The sequence below is a fragment of the Halomonas sp. BLK-85 genome (assembly GCF_044792155.1).
Taxonomy (GTDB): Bacteria; Pseudomonadota; Gammaproteobacteria; order Pseudomonadales; family Halomonadaceae; genus Vreelandella.
On the sequence record NZ_CP087731.1, the window covers coordinates 2,832,857 to 2,849,272 of the forward strand.

The 16,416-nt window shown below is 56.3% G+C and carries 12 protein-coding genes; all 12 read right to left on the reverse strand.

Annotated features, from left to right (window positions below):
* Position 1 precedes the first annotated feature (1 nt).
* The gene (gene rplW / locus LL947_RS12935; RefSeq protein WP_290822968.1) at positions 2–298 is read right to left on the reverse strand and encodes a 50S ribosomal protein L23; all 297 of its coding nucleotides are present in this window, start codon (positions 296–298) and stop codon (positions 2–4) included.
* Positions 295–900, reverse strand: coding sequence for a 50S ribosomal protein L4 (gene rplD / locus LL947_RS12940; protein ID WP_290822967.1), 606 nt, complete (start codon positions 898–900; stop codon positions 295–297). The genes rplW and rplD overlap by 4 nt, the downstream gene beginning before the upstream one ends.
* 14 nt (positions 901–914) lie before the next feature.
* Positions 915–1,553 carry a 50S ribosomal protein L3 gene (gene rplC, locus LL947_RS12945; protein ID WP_404414437.1) on the reverse strand — a complete coding sequence of 213 codons (639 nt, stop codon included), beginning with the start codon at positions 1,551–1,553 and terminating at the stop codon, positions 915–917.
* Positions 1,554–1,727: 174 nt separating this feature from the next.
* A complete protein-coding gene (gene rpsJ, locus LL947_RS12950) occupies positions 1,728–2,039 on the reverse strand; it encodes a 30S ribosomal protein S10 (RefSeq protein WP_171701699.1) in 312 nt (103 codons plus the stop codon).
* 158 nt (positions 2,040–2,197) lie between these two features.
* On the reverse strand, positions 2,198–3,391 hold the full coding sequence (gene tuf, locus LL947_RS12955) for an elongation factor Tu (RefSeq protein WP_404414438.1): 1,194 nt from the start codon (positions 3,389–3,391) through the stop codon (positions 2,198–2,200).
* Between the two features lie 27 nt (positions 3,392–3,418).
* Positions 3,419–5,542, reverse strand: coding sequence for an elongation factor G (gene fusA / locus LL947_RS12960; protein WP_290822964.1), 2,124 nt, complete (start codon positions 5,540–5,542; stop codon positions 3,419–3,421).
* A 129-nt stretch (positions 5,543–5,671) separates the two neighbouring features.
* The gene (rpsG, locus tag LL947_RS12965) at positions 5,672–6,142 is read right to left on the reverse strand and encodes a 30S ribosomal protein S7 (protein ID WP_290822963.1); all 471 of its coding nucleotides are present in this window, start codon (positions 6,140–6,142) and stop codon (positions 5,672–5,674) included.
* Between the two features lie 154 nt (positions 6,143–6,296).
* A complete protein-coding gene (gene rpsL, locus LL947_RS12970) occupies positions 6,297–6,671 on the reverse strand; it encodes a 30S ribosomal protein S12 (protein ID WP_290822962.1) in 375 nt (124 codons plus the stop codon).
* Positions 6,672–6,811: 140 nt separating this feature from the next.
* Positions 6,812–11,026 carry a DNA-directed RNA polymerase subunit beta' gene (gene rpoC, locus LL947_RS12975; protein WP_404414441.1) on the reverse strand — a complete coding sequence of 1,405 codons (4,215 nt, stop codon included), beginning with the start codon at positions 11,024–11,026 and terminating at the stop codon, positions 6,812–6,814.
* 10 nt (positions 11,027–11,036) lie between these two features.
* The gene (gene rpoB / locus LL947_RS12980; RefSeq protein ID WP_499833425.1) at positions 11,037–15,113 is read right to left on the reverse strand and encodes a DNA-directed RNA polymerase subunit beta; all 4,077 of its coding nucleotides are present in this window, start codon (positions 15,111–15,113) and stop codon (positions 11,037–11,039) included.
* A gap of 280 nt (positions 15,114–15,393) precedes the next feature.
* The gene (rplL, locus tag LL947_RS12985; protein WP_171701696.1) at positions 15,394–15,765 is read right to left on the reverse strand and encodes a 50S ribosomal protein L7/L12; all 372 of its coding nucleotides are present in this window, start codon (positions 15,763–15,765) and stop codon (positions 15,394–15,396) included.
* Positions 15,766–15,862: 97 nt separating this feature from the next.
* A complete protein-coding gene (gene rplJ / locus LL947_RS12990) occupies positions 15,863–16,366 on the reverse strand; it encodes a 50S ribosomal protein L10 (RefSeq protein ID WP_290821507.1) in 504 nt (167 codons plus the stop codon).
* Between the last annotated feature and the right edge of the window lie 50 nt (positions 16,367–16,416).

The window sequence follows — 16,416 nt, forward strand, 5'->3', positions numbered from 1 at the left end:
CTTATTCGGCGCCAGAGAAGTCTTCGAGCGTTTCGCCCGCGGCCAGGGTGACATACGCTTTGCGATACCCTTTACGCATGCCAACGCCATTTGCGGTACGCTTCGTCTTGCCTTTGACATTCAGCGTCTGGACACTGGCGACTTTCTTGTCGAACAGTGCTTCAACCGCTTTCTTGATCTCAGGCTTGGTAGCGTCGCTCGCCACCTTGAAAACGTACTGATTACGCTCAGCTGCCATCGCGGCCTTTTCGGTCACGTGCGGCCCGAGCAGAACCTTGAATACGCGTTCCTGGTTCATGCCAGCTTCTCCTCGAATTTACGCAGGGCGGAGACGGTGACCAGCACCTTGTCAAAGGCGACCAGGCTCACCGGGTCAGCAGCTGCAACATCCACCACATCAACATGCGGCAGGTTACGTGCAGCCAGGTAGAGCTTCTCGTCAACGTCTTCAGTGACGATCAGGACCTTTTCCAGGTCCAGCTCTTTCAGCTTGGCAGCGACCTGCTTGGTCTTGGGCGCATCAACGAGAAACTCTTCCACTGCCACCAAGCGCTCTTGACGAACGAGCTCGGACAGGATGGAGCGCATCGCTGCGCGGTACATTTTGCGGTTAACTTTCTGGCTGTGGTCCTGAGGACTCGCCGCGAAAGTTACGCCACCACTGCGCCACAGCGGGGAACGGATGGTACCGGCACGTGCGCGGCCTGTACCCTTTTGACGCCATGGCTTCTTACCACCACCACGCACGTCAGAACGATTCTTCTGAGCGCGGGTACCCTGACGACCGCCGGCCAGATAAGCCGTGACCACCTGGTGAACCAGCGCTTCATTGAATTCATTGCCAAATGTGGCGTCGGCTACTTCAACGGTACCCGCACCTGCAGCAAGATTCAGATTCATTGGTAAACTCCCCTTCAGCCTGCTTTCACGGCGCTGCGAACGATGACATTACTGCCGGTTGCGCCCGGAACAGCACCCTTGATGAGCAGCAAGTTACGCTCGGCATCGACACGCACGACCTCAAGGCTCTGAACGGTGCAGCGGACATTGCCCATCTGACCGGCCATTTTCTTGCCCTTGAATACACGCCCAGGAGTCTGACACATACCGATGGAGCCCGGCGCACGGTGCGCCAGCGAGTTACCATGAGTCATGTCTTGGGTACGGAAGTTCCAGCGTTTAACAGCACCCTGGAAACCTTTACCCTTGGAGGTGCCGGTCACGTCTATCTTTTGACCAGCTTCAAAGAGGGATACGGTGAGTTCGCCGCCTACCTCAGGAGCCTGCTCGCCTTCTTCAAGACGGAACTCCATCAGAGTACGACCGGCCTCAACACCTGCCTTGGCAAACTGACCCGCTTGCGCTTTGGTGAGGTGCTTGGCCTTGCGAGAGCCTGTTGTTACCTGAACCGCTGCGTAGCCATCAGTTTCCACTGACTTCACGCGAGTAATGCGGTTAGGATCAACTTCAATAACGGTTACGGGCACAGATGCACCGTCTTCGGTAAAGACGCGGGTCATCCCGGCCTTAGTACCGACCAAACCGATAGTCATTCTCAGTTCTCCTATAGTGTACGGGGCTGTCACCCGCTATGGCTGCCCTTTCCAGAGCATTCCACTAGCACATTGTGTGGCGCCTCACGGCGCGGCGACTGCTGCTTCTGTTATCTTGATGCCTTACCCTGGGGCCAAGGCCAGAAAGCGCTGGGTCGCAAGTGACTAGTGTATTTAGTCGAGCTTGATTTGCACGTCTACGCCGGCAGCGAGATCGAGCTTCATCAGGGCATCAACTGTTTTTTCAGTAGGCTCGACAATGTCAAGCACACGCTTATGGGTACGAATCTCATACTGATCACGCGCGTCCTTGTTGACGTGCGGAGAGATCAGGATGGTATAACGCTCACGATTGGTCGGGAGCGGGATCGGACCACGCACCTGAGCACCAGTACGCTTTGCGGTATCAACAATCTCCGCAGTGGACTGGTCGATCAGGCGGTGATCGAACGCTTTCAACCGAATGCGAATCTTCTGGTTCTGCATTAGCCCTAAACTCCAATGGATGTCGACGGCGCGAGCCGTCTACCCACGCATTCAAAGGATGCGCATTATAGGCACAGCGATAGCAGAAGTCAAACACTTGCATCACTGCGCAGAAAAGGGGGCTCTAGAAGAGCCCCCTTGGGTACTTCCGGGTCTATTTACTGAACGATCTTGGCAACAACGCCAGCGCCGACAGTACGACCACCTTCACGGATAGCGAAACGCAGACCGTCATCCATCGCGATCGGTGCAATCAGAGTAACAACCATCTTGACGTTGTCACCTGGCATGACCATCTCGACACCTTCCGGCAGTTCACAGGTACCGGTGACGTCAGTGGTACGGAAATAGAACTGCGGACGGTAGCCCTTGAAGAAAGGCGTGTGACGACCACCTTCTTCCTTGGACAGCACGTATACTTCGGCTTCAAACGTGGTGTGCGGCTTGATGGTGCCGGTCTTGGCCAGAACCTGGCCACGCTCGACGTCATCACGCTTGGTGCCACGCAGCAGGGCGCCGACGTTCTCGCCTGCACGACCTTCGTCAAGCAGCTTGCGGAACATTTCAACGCCAGTAACGGTTGTCTTGGTGGTGTCGCGGATACCCACGATTTCCACTTCTTCACCGGCCTTGACAACACCACGCTCTACACGGCCGGTAACAACAGTACCACGACCAGAGATAGAGAAGACGTCTTCGATCGGCATCAGGAACGGCTGGTCAATCGCACGCTCCGGCTCCGGGATGTACTCGTCCATTGCCTTGATCAGGTTGGCAACAGCGGTCGTACCCATACCATTTTCGTCTTCACCGTTCAGTGCCATCAGCGCAGAACCGGTGATGATCGGCGTGTCGTCGCCCGGGAAGTCGTACTCGTCGAGAAGTTCACGAACTTCCATTTCAACCAGCTCAAGCAGCTCCTCATCATCGACCATGTCTGCCTTGTTCAGGAAGACAACGATGAACGGAACGCCAACCTGGCGAGACAGCAGAATGTGCTCGCGCGTCTGCGGCATCGGGCCGTCAGCAGCAGAACATACCAGGATAGCGCCATCCATCTGCGCCGCACCGGTGATCATGTTCTTGACGTAGTCAGCGTGCCCCGGGCAGTCGACGTGGGCGTAATGGCGCACTTCAGACTGGTACTCAACGTGAGATGTCGCGATGGTGATACCGCGCTCACGCTCTTCCGGCGCATTATCAATGGTGTCGAACTCACGCCAGTCGCCGCCGAAAACTTCAGCAGAAACGCGTGTCAGAGCCGCTGTCAGGGTTGTCTTACCGTGGTCGACGTGACCGATGGTGCCAACGTTGACGTGCGGTTTGGAACGTTCAAATTTTTCCTTAGCCACTGCTATAACCTCTTTATAAGCTAACGGTTAACCGTTTTGATTGATGACGGCTTCTACGACGCTGGAGGGCGCCTCGTCGTATTTCGCGAACTCCATGGAGTAGCTCGCACGGCCCTGGGTCTGTGAGCGCAGGTCGGTTGCATAACCAAACATCTCGCCCAGCGGCACCATTGCACGGATAACTTTACCTGAAGAGGAGTCATCCATGCCCTGCACCAAACCGCGACGACGGTTCAGGTCGCCCATGACGTCACCCATAAAGTCCTCGGGAGTCACGACTTCGACCTTCATCACCGGTTCCAGCAACACGGCCTTGGCCTTCCTGGCGCCTTCTTTGATTGCCATGGAAGAGGCAACCTTGAACGCGGTCTCATTGGAGTCCACGTCATGGTAGGAACCATCGAACAGCGTAACCTTGACATCAATCATCGGGCAGCCCGCGATGACACCGTTCTTGAGCTGTTCGTAGGCTCCCTTCTCCACCGCAGGGATGTATTCCTTGGGAACCACACCACCTACAATTTCCGAATTGAATTTGAAGAAGATTTCATCATCTCCTTCGCCTTTCTCTTCGGCTGTCAGAGGCTCGATGCGCATGACCACATGACCATACTGACCGCGACCACCCGACTGACGTACAAACTTGCCTTCCTGCTCGACACTGCCACGAATGGTTTCGCGATAGGCCACCTGAGGCTTACCGATGTTGGCATCAACCTTGAATTCACGGCGCATGCGATCGACAAGAATATCAAGGTGCAACTCACCCATACCAGAGATAATTGTCTGGCCGGTTTCTTCGTCGGTCTTCACCTGGAAGGACGGATCTTCCTGAGCCAGCTTGCCCAGAGCGACACCCATCTTTTCCTGGTCAGCCTTGGATTTCGGCTCAACGGCTACGGAAATAACCGGATCCGGGAATTCCATACGCTCAAGGATGATCTTGTTATTGATATCACACAGGGTATCCCCGGTTGTGACATCTTTCAGACCGATACAGGCAGCAATATCGCCCGCACGCACTTCCTTGATCTCTTCACGCGAGTTGGAGTGCATCTGCACGATACGACCGACGCGCTCTTTCTTGCTCTTGACCGAGTTGAAGACACCGTCGCCAGAATTCAGCACGCCAGAGTAGACGCGAATAAAGGTCAGGGTGCCCACAAAGGGGTCCGTCGCAATCTTGAAGGCCAGGGCAGCAAACGGCTGGTTGTCGTCTGCTTCACGGGTTTCTACCGTGCCATCCTTGTCATCGAGCTCACCTTCAATCGCCTTGACTTCTGTTGGCGACGGCATGTACTCGATCACGCCATCCAGCACGGCCTGAACGCCCTTGTTCTTGAAAGCAGAACCACAGGTCACCAGGACAATCTCATTGGCGAGGGTACGGGTGCGCAGACCGGACTTGATTTCCTCAATGGTCAGCTCACCGCCTTCGAGGTACTTGTCCATCAGCTCTTCGGACGCCTCTGCAGCACACTCGACCATTTCTTCGCGGTATTTCTCTGCCGTTTCCTGCAGCTCCGCCGGAATATCAACGAGATCGTAATTCATGCCTTTGTTGGCTTCATCCCACAGGATAGCCTTCATCTGGATGAGGTCGATCACGCCCTTGAAGTCTTCTTCCGTGCCCCAGTTAATCTGGATAGGCACAGCGTTGGCACCCAGACGCTCTTTCAGCTGGTCAACCACCATGAAGAAGTCAGCGCCGGTACGGTCCATCTTGTTGACGAAGACCATGCGCGGCACTTCATACTTATTGGCCTGACGCCAGACGGTTTCCGTCTGCGGCTGCACGCCGGATGAGCCACACAGAACGACAACCGCACCATCCAGAACACGCAAGGAACGCTCGACTTCGATCGTGAAATCAACGTGTCCCGGTGTATCGATGATGTTGATACGATGTTCGTCAAACTGCTTGCTCATCCCCTGCCAGAAACAGGTGGTTGCCGCCGAGGTGATGGTAATACCACGCTCTTGTTCCTGCTCCATCCAGTCCATGGTAGCGGCGCCATCATGAACTTCACCCACCTTGTGTGACAGGCCGGTGTAAAACAGTACACGCTCGGTTGTCGTGGTTTTACCCGCGTCAACGTGCGCGACGATACCGATATTACGGTAACGATTTAATGGGGTCTTGCGTGCCACGGTGGTAGCTCCCGTTGGTTGGCGATGCTCGAAAACTGACTGCCGCTGATTTTTATACACCAATGCCGCCATCCAGTAGATGACGGCGCCTGGTACATAGATGACTCAGCATCAGCCTAGGCAGCGAGCTTAGAAACGATAGTGAGAGAATGCCTTGTTGGCTTCAGCCATACGGTGCACGTCTTCACGCTTCTTGACCGCAGAACCCTTGCCTTCTGCGGCATCCAGCATTTCACCCGCCAGACGCTGCACCATTGTTTTCTCACCGCGACGACGCGCCGCGTCGACCAGCCAGCGCATAGCCAGCGCCTGACGACGGGACGGACGAACTTCTACCGGCACCTGATAGGTCGCACCACCGACGCGGCGCGACTTGACTTCGACCATTGGCTGGATGGTTTCCAGCGCCTTGTCGAAGATTTCCAGCGGCTCTTCTTTACTACGCTCGGCAACCTTGTCCAACGCACCATAGACGATGCGCTCAGCTACGGACTTCTTGCCGCTGAACATCAGGTGGTTCATGAATTTCGCCAGGCGCTCACTTCCGAATTTAGGATCCGGCAGGATGTCGCGCTTTGCTGCAATTCTTCTTCTAGGCATGATAAGCCCTCAATTAAGGATCCTTCAGGTAAACTCGAGACTCGTTGCTCATCAACCGCTCGACCTTACTCTTATCAGACCAACAAAAATTCAGTTATCGCTTTAATAAACTACGTCTTGTCCGCTTTACCTGTCTGACACAGCCAGCAGGACGTTACGACTTGGGACGCTTGGTACCGTACTTGGAACGGCCCTGCTTACGGTTCTGAACACCGGAGGTATCCAGAGCACCGCGCACGGTGTGATAACGCACACCGGGCAGATCCTTTACACGGCCGCCACGAATCAGGACAACTGAGTGTTCCTGAAGGTTGTGGCCTTCACCGCCGATATAGGAAGACACTTCGAAACCGTTGGTAAGGCGCACACGGCAGACCTTACGCAGAGCCGAGTTTGGCTTCTTCGGGGTTGTGGTATAAACGCGGGTGCAGACACCACGCTTTTGCGGGCATGCCTGAAGCGCCGGCACGTCACTTTTTGTGACCTGGCGCTTGCGCGGCTTGCGCACGAGCTGATTAATCGTTGCCATAGCTGTAGCTGACTCCAATGGTTGCCTTGCCTTGCAGTGGGTACGGGCGGACCCGCCCCACTATTGAAGGCTGCGCATTCTAATCGTTATGCCCGGGCAACGTCAAGAGCAACTTGACGGCCAACCCGGGCACAACAGGTTTAGAGCTCTTCGTCAGAATCCAGCGCGGTCAGCTGAGCACCCAGTTCCTGCTCGACTTCAGAAGCCGATGGATTGAACAGGCGATCAACGTCTTCACGCTTGCGACGACGCTCGGCGTGGTGGGTCAGGCCGGTACCGGCCGGGATCAAGCGGCCCACCACTACGTTCTCTTTCAGGCCGCGCAGATAATCCCGCTTGCCTGTCACCGCGGCTTCTGTCAGCACGCGCGTGGTCTCCTGGAAGGATGCCGCCGAGATAAACGACTCCGTTGCCAGACTTGCCTTGGTAATACCCAACAGCATACGACTGTACTTGGCCGGGAACTTGCCTTCTTTCTCGAGTCGCGCGTTCTGTTCAAGAACACGCACCAGTTCCGCCTGATCACCGTTGATAAAGTCGGAATCGCCCGAGTCGACAATTTCAACCTTGCGCAGCATCTGACGCACGATGACTTCGATATGCTTGTCGTTGATGCCGACACCCTGCAGGCGGTAAACCTCTTGTACTTCCGCTGTGATGTACTTGGCCAACTCGCTGACGCCGAGCAGACGCAGAATATCGTGCGGATTGCTGGGGCCATCGGAGATGACCTCGCCCTTTTCGACCTTCTCCCCTTCGAAAACAGCAATCTGACGCCACTTCGGAATCAGCATCTCAAACGGGTCGCCCTCGTCCGGGGTAATGGCCAGACGACGCTTGCCCTTGGTTTCCTTGCCAAAGCTGACGACACCGCTGATTTCGGCCAGGATGGACGACTCTTTTGGCTTACGCGCTTCAAACAGGTCAGCGACCCGCGGCAGACCACCGGTGATGTCCTTGTTACCCGACGCCTCAACCGGAATACGCGCAACCACCTCACCGACACCAATGGTGGCGCCGTCATCGACCGAGATGATCGACTTGCCAGGCAGCAGGTATTGAACCGGTGTATTCGCGCCGGAAACGGCGACGTACTCACCCGCGGCATCTTTCAGCATGATCATCGGACGCTTGTCACGCCCCACCAGGGGACGCGCCGCAGATTCAATGACCTCGATTGACGACAGACCGGTCATTTCATCGACGGTACGGTGCATGGTGACACCTTCGTCAAGGTCAACAAACTGCGCCTGACCTTCCACCTCGGCAATGATCGGGTGCGTGTGCGGATCCCATTTGGCAACAATCGCACCGGCATCCACCACATCCCCGTCACGCACTGAAAGCTCAGCGCCGTAAGGCAGCTTGTAGTACTCGCGCTCACGGCCGTGGTCATCAGCAACGGCCAATGCACTGGAACGGGAAACGACAACCAGCTTGCCGTCGTTACGTTCAACGTGCTTGATGTTGTGCAGACGCACCTTGCCACCATGCTTGACCTGTACGCTATCAATCGCTGAGGACCGCGAGGCCGCACCACCGATGTGGAAGGTACGCATGGTCAGCTGGGTGCCCGGCTCACCGATAGACTGAGCAGCAATGACGCCGACAGATTCACCGATGTTGACCTGATGGCCGCGCGCCAGGTCACGCCCGTAACAGGACGCACAGACGCCATGCGGGGTGGCACAGGTAATCGTCGAGCGAACAATGATCTCGTCAACACCCATGGTGTCCAGGGCGTCGCACCACTTCTCATCGAGCAGGGTACCACGCGGAATCAGCACGTCATCCGTGGCCGGGTCCACGACATCCTGCGCCACCACACGACCCAGCACGCGCTGGGACAGCGGTACGATGATGTCACCGCCTTCGATGACCGGATGCAGAGTCAGACCATTATCAGTACCGCAATCGGTTTCGGTAATGACCAGATCCTGGGCAACGTCCACCAGACGACGGGTCAGATAACCGGAGTTGGCGGTTTTCAGTGCCGTATCCGCCAGGCCTTTACGCGCGCCGTGGGTCGAGATGAAGTACTGGAGTACGTTCAGACCTTCACGGAAGTTGGCCACGATCGGGGTTTCGATGATCGAGCCATCCGGCTTGGCCATCAGGCCACGCATACCCGCTAACTGGCGGATCTGGGCAGCCGAACCACGCGCACCGGAGTCCGCCATGATAAAGACGCTGTTGAAGGAGTCCTGCTCCACTTCGTTGCCGTCACGATCAATGACCGTTTCTTTTTCGATACCGTTCATCATCGCCTTGGCAACTTTATCGTTGGCCTTGGACCAGATGTCGATCACCTTGTTGTACTTCTCGCCGGCGGTTACCAGGCCAGAAGAGAACTGGTCTTCGATCTCTTTAACTTCGGCTTCTGCGCCATCCACGATGGCGGCTTTCTCATCCGGGATGACAAAGTCATTGACCCCGATGGAAGCGCCTGACCAGGTGGCGAGACGGAAACCGGTATACATCAGCTGGTCAGCAAAGATGACAGTGGGCTTGAGACCGGCCCGGCGATACACCTCATTGATCAGATGCGAAATCGCTTTCTTCTTCATCGGCCGATCGATCAGATCAAAAGGCACGCCTTCAGGCAGGATGCGGAACAGCAAGGCACGGCCCACTGTGGTGTCGTAGATACGACGGTGAGACGTTCGCTCACCGGTCTCTTCGTCCACATCCACTTCGTCCAGGCGCACCTTGACCTTGGCATGCAGCGACAGAGACTGGGTACCAAAGGCACGCTCTACCTCGTTGAGGTCAGACAACACCATGCCTTCGCCTTTGGCGTTGATCTTCTCACGGGTCATGTAATAGAGACCCAGAACAACGTCCTGCGACGGCACGATAATCGGCTCACCGTTGGCCGGTGACAGCACATTATTGGTGGCCATCATCAAGGCCCGCGCTTCAAGCTGTGCTTCCAGGGTCAGCGGAACGTGCACCGCCATCTGGTCGCCGTCAAAGTCAGCGTTGTAGGCGGCACACACCAAGGGATGCAACTGGATCGCCTTGCCTTCAATCAGCAGCGGCTCAAACGCCTGAATACCCAGACGGTGAAGCGTCGGCGCACGGTTAAGCAGCACCGGGTGTTCGCGGATAACGTCGGCGAGAATATCCCAGACTTCCGGTAACTCGCGCTCCACCATTTTCTTGGCGGCCTTGATCGTTGAGGCATGGCCCAACGACTGCAGCTTGGAGTAAATGAACGGCTTGAACAGCTCAAGCGCCATTTTCTTGGGCAGGCCACACTGGTGCAGACGCAGGGTCGGGCCAACGGTAATAACCGAGCGGCCTGAGTAGTCAACACGCTTACCCAGCAGGTTCTGACGGAAGCGTCCCTGCTTGCCCTTGATCATGTCCGCCAGAGACTTCAGCGGGCGCTTGTTGGAACCGGTAATGGCACGGCCACGGCGACCGTTATCCAGCAGGGCATCCACTGCTTCCTGCAGCATACGCTTCTCGTTGCGCACAATGATATCGGGCGCATTGAGGTCCAGCAGACGCTTCAGACGGTTGTTACGGTTGATCACGCGACGATAGAGATCGTTCAGATCCGATGTCGCGAAGCGGCCGCCATCCAGGGGTACCAGCGGACGCAGGTCCGGCGGCAGCACGGGCAGCACTTCCATGACCATCCATGCCGGCGCGTTACCGGAATGGTAGAAGGCCTCCAGCAGCTTCAGCCGCTTGGAAAGCTTCTTGATCTTGGTTTCCGAGTTGGTCTGCGGAATCTCTTCGCGCAGGTGATTGATCTCTTCTTCAAGATCGATGTCCTTCAGCAGTTCCTGAACGGCTTCGGCACCCATGCGGGCATCAAAGTCATCGCCAAACTCTTCAAGCGCTTCGAAATACTGCTCATCGTTGAGCAGCTGACCACGCTCCAGAGTGGTCATGCCCGGGTCAATGACCACAAAGCTTTCGAAATACAGCACACGCTCGATATCCCGCAGGGTCATATCGAGGAACATGCCGATACGCGATGGCAGAGACTTGAGGAACCAGATGTGAGCCACCGGCGAAGCCAGCTCGATATGGCCCATGCGCTCACGGCGCACGGCGGCCTTGGTGACTTCAACACCACACTTCTCACAGATGATGCCGCGGTGCTTCATGCGCTTGTACTTGCCGCACAGGCACTCGTAATCCTTGACCGGACCAAAGATCTTGGCACAGAACAGGCCATCCCGCTCCGGCTTGAAGGTACGGTAGTTGATGGTCTCGGGCTTTTTCACCTCGCCGAACGACCAGGAGCGAATCATGTCCGGCGACGCCAGAGTAATCTTGATCGCGTCAAACTCTTCAGTCTGTGACTGCGATTTGAGGACTTTTACCAAATCTTTCATTGGACAGCTCCTAGCTCTCTAACTCGATATCGATGCCCAGCGAGCGGATTTCCTTCACCAGCACGTTGAAGGATTCCGGCATGCCTGCCTGCATGGTGTGGTCGCCATCCACGATGTTCTTGTACATCTTGGTGCGGCCTTCGACGTCGTCCGATTTGACGGTGAGCATTTCCTGCAGCGTGTACGCGGCGCCATAGGCTTCCAGAGCCCACACTTCCATCTCACCGAAACGCTGACCACCGAACTGCGCCTTACCACCCAACGGCTGCTGGGTGACCAGTGAGTAGGAGCCGGTAGAACGGGCGTGCATCTTGTCGTCTACCAAGTGGTTCAACTTCAGCATGTACATGTAACCGACGGTCACCGGGCGATCAAAGGATTCGCCGGTACGCCCATCATAAAGGGTCATCTGGCCGGAATCCGGGATATCCGCCAGGCGCAGCAGGTGTTTGATCTCGTGCTCCTGCGCCCCATCAAAGACCGGCGTTGCCATAGGCACTCCGCCCTTGAGGTTTTTCGCCAGCGCAATCACTTCTTCATCCGTCAGCGAACTGATGTCCTCTATACGGGTGCCCGGCGTGTTGTAGATCTGGCCGAGGAAGTCACGGATTTCTGCTACCTGCTGTTCACGGGCGTCACGCAGCATGGCATCAATCTTCATGCCAAGACCGCGGGCAGCCATGCCCAGGTGGGTTTCAAGAATCTGACCGACGTTCATCCGCGATGGAACACCCAAGGGGTTCAGCACAACGTCGACCGGCTCGCCGTTATCATCAAACGGCATATCCTCGATCGGCATGATTGCCGAGATAACCCCCTTGTTACCATGGCGCCCAGCCATCTTGTCACCTGGCTGGATGCGACGCTTGACGGCCATGTAGATCTTGACAATCTTGAGGACGCCCGGTGCGAGGTCATCGCCCTGGGTCAACTTGCGCTTCTTGTCTTCAAAGCGCTCGTCCATTTCCTTGCGACGGCTCTCAAGCTGCTCGTCGGCCTGAGCCAGCAGTTCATTGCAGGACTCATCCTGAATGCGCAGCTTGAACCATTCCTGACGAGGCAAGTCGTCCAGATAGGTATCGTCGAGCACATCACCTTTCTTGAGCTGCGGGCCGCCATTGACGACCTGACCGACCAGCGTCTGCTTGAGGCGCTCGAAGGTGGCGTCTTCAGCGATCCGGTAGGTTTCCTGCAGATCCTTGCGGACTTCATCCAGCTGCATCTGTTCGATGGCAATAGCGCGCGAGTCCTTTTCGACGCCATCACGGGTGAACACCTGAACGTCAATCACTGTCCCTATCATGCCGGTCGGGGCGCGCAAAGACGTGTCTTTCACATCCGAGGCTTTTTCACCAAAGATGGCACGCAGCAGCTTTTCTTCCGGGGTCAACTGGGTTTCGCCCTTGGGCGTCACCTTACCGACCAGGATATCTCCCGGGCCGACTTCGGCCCCGACGTAGACAACACCGGCTTCATCCAGTTTGGAAAGTGCCGACTCGCCTACGTTGGGAATATCCGCAGTAATATCTTCAGGTCCTAGCTTGGTATCCCGTGAGACACAGGTCAGCTCCTGAATGTGGATAGTGGTGAAACGGTCTTCCTGGGCTACCCGCTCGGAAAGCAGGATGGAATCCTCGAAGTTGTAACCGTTCCAGGGCATGAAGGCGATACGCATGTTCTGGCCAAGCGCAAGATCCCCCATATCGATAGAGGGGCCATCGGCCAGGATATCGCCACGAGCCACATCATCACCCGGGCGCACGATCGGGCGCTGGTTCATGCAGGTGTTCTGGTTAGAGCGGGTGTATTTGGTCAGGTTGTAGATATCAACACCGGCTTCACCGCCGATGATTTCATCTGCATTGACACGTACCACCACACGACGAGCATCAACGGAATCGATTACGCCACCCCGTCGTGCAACGGCACAGACACCTGAGTCACGGGCAACAAAGCGCTCCATACCGGTACCTACCAGCGGCTTGTCGGCACGCAGGGTGGGAACCGCCTGACGCTGCATGTTCGCACCCATCAAGGCGCGGTTAGCATCGTCATGCTCCAGGAAGGGGATCAGGGCCGCAGCCACGGAGACCACCTGACGTGGCGATACGTCCATCAGCGTGACCTGCTCAGGGCGCATGAAGGTCGTTTCACCGCGGTGGCGTACCTGAACCAGGTCGTCACTCAGCTTGTTGGTTTCGTCCACGCCCGCTGATGCCTGGGCGATGACGTAGTCACCCTCCTCGATCGCCGAGAGGTGAACGATATCGTCGGTCACCTGACCCGCATTCACCTTACGGTATGGCGTTTCCAGGAAGCCATAGCTGTTCGTGTGGCTGTAGGTCGCCAGTGAGTTGATCAGACCGATGTTCGGGCCTTCCGGCGTTTCGATCGGGCACAGACGACCGTAGTGCGTGGCGTGAACGTCACGTACCTCAAAGCCGGCGCGCTCACGGGTCAGACCACCCGGGCCGAGGGCAGAGACACGACGCTTGTGGGTAACCTCGGATAGCGGGTTGTTCTGATCCATGAACTGGGACAGCTGGCTGGAGCCAAAGAATTCCTTCACCGCTGCCGCCACCGGCTTGGCGTTGATCAGATCCTGTGGCATCAGGCCTTCGCTTTCCGCCATGGAAAGGCGCTCTTTAACCGCGCGCTCAACGCGTACCAGACCGACGCGGAACTGGTTTTCAGCCATTTCGCCAACACAGCGAATACGACGGTTGCCCAGGTGATCGATATCGTCAACGTCACCAAAGCCGTTACGGATATTGATCAGCTCACGCAGGACATCCAGGATGTCCTTCTTGTCCAGTACGCCGGAACCCGTATCTTCTTCACGACGCAGACGACGGTTGAACTTCATGCGTCCAACATTGGAAAGGTCGTAGCGGTCTTCAGAGAAGAACAGGTTGTTGAACAGCGTTTCTGCTGCATCCTTGGTGGGCGGTTCGCCCGGACGCATCATGCGATAGATTTCAACCAGTGCTTCCAGGGCCGAGCCAGTGGTATCCAGTTTCAGCGTATCAGAGATGAAGGAACCACAGTCCAGATCATTGGTGTACAGCGTTTCGATATCCGTAATCCCGCCCTGAGCGATCACTTCCAGCACTTCAGGCGTGATTTCGGTGTTGCAGGCAACGATCAGCTCGCCGGTCTTGCGATCAACCTGATCCTTGGCCAACGTCTTGCCGAACAGGTATTCCATCGGCACATCGAGACGCTCCAGACCGGACTTCTCCAGCTGGCGAATGTGCTTCTGGGTGATTCGGCGGCCTTCTTCGACAATCACGCTACCGTCGGCATCCTTGATGTCGAAGGTCGCGGTTTCACCACGCAGGCGTGAAGGCACAAGCTCAACAGAAAAGCCGGACTTCTCGATGTGGAACTTGCTGGTCTCGAAGAACTCGCTGAGGATTTCTTCAGTACTCATGCCCAGGGCGCGCATCAACACCGAGGCCGGCAGCTTGCGGCGACGGTCAATACGCACAAAGACATTATCTTTAGGATCAAACTCGAAATCCAGCCAGGAGCCACGGTAAGGAATGACCCGCGCTGAATACAGCAGCTTGCCAGACGAGTGGCTCTTGCCTTTGTCATGATCGAAAAACACACCGGGCGAGCGGTGGAGCTGGGAAACAATTACCCGCTCGGTACCGTTAATAACGAAGGTACCGTTTTCGGTCATCAGGGGGATTTCCCCCATGTAGACTTCCTGTTCCTTGATATCCTTGATCGCCTTGTTGGATGAGTCGCGATCGTAAATAATCAAGCGAACCTTGACACGCAGCGGCGCGGAATAGGTCACACCACGAAGCTGGCATTCCTTGACATCGAATGCCGGCGTGCCAAAGCGGTAACTGACATACTCCAGCGCCGCGTTCCCCGAGAAGCTCTCGATGGGAAACACAGACTTGAACGCCGCGTGCAAGCCCACTTCGTGCCGCTCGTCGGGCGAGCGGTCTTGCTGGAGAAAACCGTAATAGGAATCAAGCTGGATGGCCAACAAGTAAGGCACATCCATTACTTGGGGCAGTTTGCCGAAATCCTTGCGGATGCGTTTTTTCTCAGTGTATGAGTAAGCCATCTGTATTCCCCAGCTTGTTCACCATGGGTGACCGGTGCGTGGTCATCTGCCCCGCGGGCGTTTCAGACGCAGACAGCAAGCGACCATAAGGTAAGCTCGCCGTCAAAAATCTAGAATTCGTTGCGTTATGATGACGACGCCTGATATTCATGCATTGTCGTATCAGTGACGCGTCTGCTGCAACAGCGCTAATGCTGTTGTAACAGAAAAAGGCCGGCAGCGGGAATTTCCCGCCGCCAGCCGCGGAAGCTTACGCAGCGCGTAAAGCCCGAGCCATCGATTACTTGAGCTCGACGCTTGCGCCCGCTTCTTCCAGCTTAGCCTTGGCTGCTTCGGCATCGTCTTTGGACATGCCTTCCTTGATGGTTGCCGGAGCACCATCAACAGCGCCCTTGGCTTCTTTCAGGCCAAGACCGGTAAGTTCACGAACGGCCTTGATGACGTTAACTTTCTTGTCACCAGCAGCGGTCAGTACCAGGTCAAATTCTGTCTGCTCTTCAGCGGCTTCTTCGCCGCCGCCACCCGGGCCAGCAACCACTGCTGCTGCAGCAGAAACGCCGAATTTCTCTTCCATTGCTTCGATCAGTTCAGCAACTTCCATCACAGACATTTCAGCGACGGCGTTGATGATATCATCTTTGGTCAGTGCCATTGTTTCATTCCTAACTTTGCGGGAGTCTCGGTGACCCGATAACTCAGGGTTCATTGTTCGTAACAGGCAGCGCTATGCCGCCCACAGAAAGCGTGGCTTATGCGGCTTCTTCCTGTTTCTGGTCGCGCAGCGCGGCCAGGGTACGAACCAGCTTGCCAGCGGAAGCTTCTTTCATTACCGACATCAGCTTGGCGATTGCCTCATCGTAAGTCGGTAGGCTTGCCAGACGGTCGATGTCAGCAGCCGGGATCAGCTCGCCTTCGTAGGCCAGTGCCTTAACTTCGAAGTTCTGATCCTTTTTGGCGAACTCTTTGAACAAACGAGCAGCAGCGCCCGGATGATCAGTAGAGAATGCCAGCAAGGTAGGACCTACAAAGCTCTCATTCAGGCACTCCCATTGAGTACCTTCGAGGGCACGGCGTGCCAGGGTGTTGCGAACAACACGTACCTGAACGCCATTCTCACGCGCCTGCTTGCGCAGATCGGTCATCTTGCTGACCGGCACACCGCGAGAATCGGCAACTACGACGGAGAGTGCGTCCTTAGCCGCTTCACTGACCTCGGCAACAATCGCTTTCTTGCCTTCTAGTGCTAGTGGCACAGTGATCACTCCTTCGTGCCGAAACCTGAAAGCAGGTTCCGGTGGTTACC